Below are 5,370 nucleotides of genomic sequence, written 5' to 3' on the forward strand. Positions count from 1 at the left end.
CCCCCCCCCCCCCCCGCGGGGGCGCCCCCCCCCCCCCCCCCCCCCCCCCCCCCCCCCCCCCCCCCCCGGCCCCCGGCCGCGACGGTATCTGTCAACTCTCCACCCCCTTCGCCTTCCCCCATGCCCTCGCCGCGTTGTAGCCCAGATACCCCGTGCCAAAGAGCGCGTAGAGCGGTTCGGGAATCCCGGCGAGATAGGCAATCATTCCCTCGGCAATGTCCTTCGCCATCTCGGGCCGCGCCGCAGCGATCAGGCCCATCGGGATGGCCCACAGCAGTAGCGCGTACATGACATAGAGGAAGCTCGGCCGTGCGCGGCTGGTCCAAGGGTCGACGCTGTTCGCTTCGGCGACGATCGCGGTCATCCGGGTGCGGATCGCTTCCATTTCTTGGCTGCCCTCCATCTTGAGCAGTTCGAGCTTGGCACGGTCGCGTGCTTCGGGGTCGGGGATGATCTTGTCGACCAGCTTGGCGATGGGGCCAATCAAGCCTTCGATGATGCTCATGGTTGGATGTCCTTTTGTCGGAAGTTGTCAAAGTTTATGATCGGTCGAGGCCCGCGAACGGAGTTCAATGCGGGCCGATCCGGTTGGCGAGTCAGCCGAAAAGAAACGCCTCCTGGCTGGGGCGGCATTCGGCGAGTGCGATGTAGCGTCCGCCCAGCGCCTCCGTCGTGCGCAGCAGTACCGTTTCGTCGCCTTCGCCGCGCGCTTTCAGAAAGCCGTCGAGCGCCGCAAACATGCGCGGGTCGATGTCGCGGTCGACGGCAATGTCGGGATAGTCGCGTGCGGTACGGTTGAGCGAATTGAGCGCGCGCTGGAGGAAGCCGACCGCGCTGCCGGTGCCCATGTTGACGCCAGTGTCGAACAATTCGGCGGCGATTTGCGGGGCACGCAATGCAATCTTGTCGAAGCCAGGGCGGAGCCAGCAAATCTGGCGATAGATTGCTATGGCGGCGGTGCGCCGCAGTTTGCGCATATCGCCATGATAACCCTGCCCGCGGGCGACCGCTTCGGTGATTCTCCAGCAAGTCGGGCCGCCGCGGTCGGCGGGGTGGTTTACATATCGGGCTTCGCAGTCGATGACGGCATCGATCAGCGTGTCGGCGTCGATGGGCGGGGAATCGAATATGAACATGCGTCGCTCCTTTGGTTGGTTGAACGAATAAAACGAACCATATTGGAATATTGTAGGAAAGACTTTTCTCCATGCGCGCTTTGCAGGTCACCGAATTGTTGCTCGATCATGCAGGAGCCGCGCTGGCGGATGTGCCGGTGCCGCAGCCCGGACCGGGCGAGGTGCGAGTGCGGGTGCGCGCGGCGGCGGTGAATTTCCCCGACCTGCTGATGACGCGCGGCGATTATCAGTTGAAGCCCGACCTGCCGTTTGTTTCGGGGCTGGAGTTTGCCGGTGAAGTCGATGCGCTGGGCGAGATGGTCTCCGATTGGCAGGTCGGCGACGCAGTTGTTGGCGGCAACCGTTTCGGCGCGATGGCCGAATATTGCGTCGCACCGACCGCGGCGCTGCGCGCGAAGCCCGAACGGCTGACGTGGGAGGAAGCGGCGGCCTATCCCGTCGCGTACCTCACCGCCTATGTCGCGTTGGTCCGCTGCGCGCGGGTCGAGCCGGGCGACTGGGTGCTGGTGCACGGTTCGGCGGGGGGCGTCGGACTGGCGGCCGTCGATCTGGCGAAAGCGCTCGGCGCGCGCGTGATCGCTGCGGCGAGTAGCGCCGACAAGCGCGATGCGATTGCGCGGCTCTATGCGCCTGATGCGGTGATCGACGGTGGGCCGGGCTTTCGCGATCGGGTGAAAGAACTCACCGATGGCGGCGGCGCCGATGTCATCTTCGACCCCGTCGGCGGCGATATATTCGACGAATCGACGCGCTGTATCGCGTTCGGCGGGCGCTTGCTGGCGATCGGCTTTGCGTCGGGGCGGATTCCCGAGGTGTCGGTGAACATACCGCTGATCAAGGGCTTTTCGGTCGTCGGGGTGCGCGCCGGCGAATATGGTCGCCGCTTTCCCGAGCGCGGCACGGAGAATGTCGCGGCGATCGACGCGCTGGCGGCGGCGGGGACGATCCGCCCGCACATCCATGCCGCGCTCGACCTTGCCGACTGGCGCGAAGGCTTTGCGATGATCGAGCGGCGCGAGGTGGTGGGGAAGGTCGTGTTGCGCCCCTGACCATCGATCTTGTCTCGGGCATCATTGCCGCCGGACACCGCGCTGTGCCAAAAGCCGCGCCGGTCAACCTGTCAGGAGTTATCATGCGTTTCTTGTCGCTCGTGCTCGCCTATTCGGCGATGGGTCTCGCTCCGGTCGCCGCAGCACCCGGCGAAGCGCCCGTTGTCGAAATCCACGTCCATCTGTGGAAGGGTGAAGAATCGCTGCGTGCCTATCGCGAACAGGCGAAGGCGGCGGGGCAGGCGGTCTCGGGCATCGGCGCGATGTGGTTTGGCGGTCCCAATCAGGCGCGTGCCGGCGACCCCGACCGCATTCGCGCGGGCAATGACGGGATCATCGCCCTGGCGGCGACGCACAAGGGCGTCATCCCGATCGCCACCGTTCACCCCTATGACGATGACGCGGCGCTGGCGGAGGTTGAGCGCGTAGCCGCACGCGGGGTCAAACTGCTCAAGATCCACTCGCACACACAGCATTCGACGCCGCCGACCCCCGCGTGCTGGCGCTCGTCCGCCGCGCGGGCTAGGTCGGGCTGATTGTCCTGATGGACAATGCCAACATCGTCCCCGCCGACAATGAAAAGCTGTTCAACCTCGCGCTGGTGGCGCCGAAGACCCGCTTCATCTTCGCGCACATGGGCGGGTTGCAGTTCCGCTTCTGGAACATGCTGGCGCTGGCGCGGACGGCGGAAAATCTGTTCGGCGACAATGTCTGTTTCGACATCAGCGCCAGCGGCGTCATCGCCGCCGATTCGCCGATCGAGGAGGAGTTCATCTGGACGATGCGCAACGTCGGCACCGACAAGCTGCTGCTCGGTTCGGACTATCCGCAATTCTCGCTTGCCAAAACGCTCGACGCGTTTGCAAAGCTCGATCTCACCGATGCCGAGCAGGCACAGATCCGCGACCGTAACGCCCGAAGATTGCTCGGCCTCGACTGATCGCGTCGCCGGTCAGTCGCCGATAAAGCCGTTCAACCGTTCGCAGGCGGAGATCCAGTCGGCCTTGAACTCCTGCACGACCTGCCCGGCGCCCATCGCCTCGTTCATCAGCCCGACCCCCTGGCCGACCCAATAGGTGGCGAGCGCCTTCGCGCCTTCGTGGCCGCCTTCGGACAATTTATCGACCTTGCGTAGCGCGGGTTCGCTGACCAGCGATTGCATCGGCATCGGCAGCGGTTTCGGCGCGCCCTCGGCCTCCCAGGCGTCGGTCCATGGTGAACGCAGCTGCCGTGAGGGTTTGCCGGTGCGGCTTTTCGAGCGCACCGTGTCGCGCGAGCTGGCGAGCAGCATCTTTTCCTTCACCACCGGATTGGTTTCAGCTTCAGCGGTGGTCAGCCACACCGATCCGGTCCAGGCGCCATGCGCGCCCATCGCCATCGCAGCGGCCATCTGGCGCCCGGTTACAATGCCACCCGCGGCAAGGACTGGCGTCGTCGCGCCGACGGCTTCGACCGCTGCCGCGACCTCCGGAACCAGCACCATCGTCGCGACCTCGCCGCAGTGGCCGCCCGCTTCGCCGCCCGCGACAACGAGGATGTCGACCCCGGCGCGGACCTGCGCCAACGCATGATCGCGGGTGCCGACGAGGGCGGCGACGGGGACGTTATGGCGTTTGCCGAGTTCGAGCATCAGCGGCGGCGGGACGCCGAGCGCGTTGGCGATCAGCTTGATCGGGTGACGGAAAGCGACTTCAAGCAGCCTGGCCGCGCCCTCATCTGTCATATTTTCGCCGAGGCCGCCGCCGACAGCAGGCAGCGAGAGATTGCCGTCGTCGACCCCATGCTTCTCAAGCAGTCCGGCGACGAAGGCTTTGTGCTCGTCGGGGATCGGCGGCAGCGCGCTGCGGCTTTCGCCTTTGCCGGCAAAACTGTTCGGGACAATCAGATCGACACCGTAGGGCTTGCCGCCGATATGCGCGTCGATCCATGCGAGCTCCTCCTCAAGCCGTTCTGGCGGCAGCGAGGCGGCGCCGAAGACGCCCATGCCGCCCGCTTTCGACACCGCGACAACGACGTCGCGGCAGTGCGAGAAGGCGAGGAGGGGGAATTCGATGTCGAGAATCGCGCAGATGGGTGATTGCATTGGGCCTCTCCGGATGTGGGCTAAGGTGCCACGTAGCGTGCATGTCAGCGGTAGTTTACGTAAACGTCAAGTTGATTTGCTGGGGCCGCCCATTATCGCAGTCTCATGACCCAATTTCCCCTGCCCGATTTCGACCTCGACGCCTTTGTTCGTGCCACGCTGGCCGAGGATTTGGGGGCGGGGGGCGATATTACGTCGATGGCAGTGATTCCCGCCGATGCGCGCTTTGGCGGGGTGATGGACAGCCGCGATGCGATCATTGTGGCGGGGCTGCCGATCGCCGAAGCTTTCTTTCGCGCGCTCGATCCTGCCATGGAGATCGGGAACCTGGTCGAAGAAGGTGCCGAAGTGGCCGCGGGCAGCGATTTGATGCACCTGTCGGGCAATGCGCGCGCGATGCTGACCGCCGAACGCTCGGCGCTGAACACCGTGCAGCATCTGTCGGGAATCGCGACCATGACGCGGCAGTATGTCGATGCGCTGGCAGGCACCGGCGCGACGCTGCTGGACACGCGCAAGACGATCCCCGGCCTGCGGGTGCTGGAGAAATATGCGACACGGATGGGCGGCGCGACAAATCACCGTATGGGATTGTGGGACGCGGCGATGATCAAGGACAATCATGTCGCTGTCGCCGGGTCGGTCGAAGAAGCGGTGCGCCGCGCGGTCGCGGCGGGGATCGGGTCGATCATCGTCGAGGTCGATCGGGTGGCGCAAGTCGAGCCCGCGCTCGCCGCCGGGGCGACGCACCTGTTGCTGGACAATATGACGCTGGATGAGCTGCGCGAATGTGTTGCTATCGTTGGCGGCAAGGTGCCGACCGAGGCGTCGGGCGGGGTGCGGCTCGATACAATCGGCGCGATCGGCGCGACCGGGGTGACCTATGTGTCGGTCGGGCGATTGACGCAGTCGGCGCCCGCGGCGGATATCGGGCTTGATTTTGCGCTGGCCTGAAGATCCCGCCGTCGCCCCCCCGAAGGCGGGGGCCGCCGTGGGGCGTTTTATGCGGCGCTTCGGTAAACGCCAGCGGCCAAGTTGGGAAGCCCGGGACTCCCGGCGCCCGGCGGGGGGGCGCCGGGTGAGTGTCGCGGGCGTACAGGCG

The 5,370-nt window shown here is 65.7% G+C and carries 7 protein-coding genes; 4 read left to right on the top strand and 3 right to left on the bottom strand.

The features are described 5' to 3' along the window. Positions 1 to 91: 91 nt before the first annotated feature. Entirely contained in the window at positions 92 to 505 is a 414-nt protein-coding gene (locus K0M74_RS06040; protein WP_293969155.1) for a holin family protein, read from the bottom strand. Positions 506 to 596: 91 nt separating this feature from the next. Beyond that, positions 597 to 1,136: a glycosyl hydrolase 108 family protein gene (locus K0M74_RS06045; RefSeq protein ID WP_293969158.1), complete on the bottom strand. Its 540-nt coding sequence runs from the start codon at positions 1,134 to 1,136 to the stop codon at positions 597 to 599. Between the two features lie 71 nt (positions 1,137 to 1,207). Here K0M74_RS06045 and K0M74_RS06050 point away from each other — a divergent pair, with 71 nt between their 5' ends. From K0M74_RS06050 to K0M74_RS06060, 3 genes are all read left to right on the top strand, one after another. Next, positions 1,208 to 2,185: an NADPH:quinone oxidoreductase family protein gene (locus K0M74_RS06050; protein WP_293969160.1), complete on the top strand. Its 978-nt coding sequence runs from the start codon at positions 1,208 to 1,210 to the stop codon at positions 2,183 to 2,185. Between the two features lie 83 nt (positions 2,186 to 2,268). Next, the gene (locus K0M74_RS06055) at positions 2,269 to 2,721 is read left to right on the top strand and encodes a hypothetical protein (RefSeq protein WP_293969163.1); all 453 of its coding nucleotides are present in this window, start codon (positions 2,269 to 2,271) and stop codon (positions 2,719 to 2,721) included. Between the two features lie 8 nt (positions 2,722 to 2,729). Beyond that, complete coding sequence (locus K0M74_RS06060; RefSeq protein WP_293969166.1) at positions 2,730 to 3,125, top strand: amidohydrolase family protein; 396 nt, start codon at positions 2,730 to 2,732, stop codon at positions 3,123 to 3,125. Positions 3,126 to 3,137: 12 nt separating this feature from the next. Here K0M74_RS06060 and K0M74_RS06065 read toward each other — a convergent pair whose 3' ends face one another. Beyond that, positions 3,138 to 4,268, bottom strand: a complete 1,131-nt coding sequence (locus K0M74_RS06065) for a nitronate monooxygenase (protein WP_293969169.1) — start codon at positions 4,266 to 4,268, stop codon at positions 3,138 to 3,140. Positions 4,269 to 4,373: 105 nt separating this feature from the next. On the opposite strand from K0M74_RS06065, the gene nadC reads away from it, so the two are divergent. Next, positions 4,374 to 5,222, top strand: a complete 849-nt coding sequence (gene nadC, locus K0M74_RS06070; RefSeq protein WP_293969172.1) for a carboxylating nicotinate-nucleotide diphosphorylase — start codon at positions 4,374 to 4,376, stop codon at positions 5,220 to 5,222. Positions 5,223 to 5,370: the final 148 nt, after the last annotated feature.

The sequence above is a fragment of the Sphingopyxis sp. genome (assembly GCF_019459305.1).
Classification (GTDB): Bacteria; Pseudomonadota; Alphaproteobacteria; order Sphingomonadales; family Sphingomonadaceae; genus Sphingopyxis.

Excerpts from the sequence above, each read along its gene's own strand:
- K0M74_RS06040 (WP_293969155.1), bottom strand. The coding sequence starts at position 505 with ATGAGCATCATCGAAGGCTTGATTGGCCCCATCGCCAAGCTGGTCGAC.
- K0M74_RS06045 (WP_293969158.1), bottom strand. The coding sequence starts at position 1,136 with ATGTTCATATTCGATTCCCCGCCCATCGACGCCGACACGCTGATCGAT.
- K0M74_RS06050 (WP_293969160.1), top strand. The coding sequence starts at position 1,208 with ATGCGCGCTTTGCAGGTCACCGAATTGTTGCTCGATCATGCAGGAGCC.
- K0M74_RS06055 (WP_293969163.1), top strand. The coding sequence starts at position 2,269 with ATGCGTTTCTTGTCGCTCGTGCTCGCCTATTCGGCGATGGGTCTCGCT.
- K0M74_RS06060 (WP_293969166.1), top strand. The coding sequence starts at position 2,730 with ATGGACAATGCCAACATCGTCCCCGCCGACAATGAAAAGCTGTTCAAC.
- K0M74_RS06065 (WP_293969169.1), bottom strand. The coding sequence starts at position 4,268 with ATGCAATCACCCATCTGCGCGATTCTCGACATCGAATTCCCCCTCCTC.
- nadC (WP_293969172.1), top strand. The coding sequence starts at position 4,374 with ATGACCCAATTTCCCCTGCCCGATTTCGACCTCGACGCCTTTGTTCGT.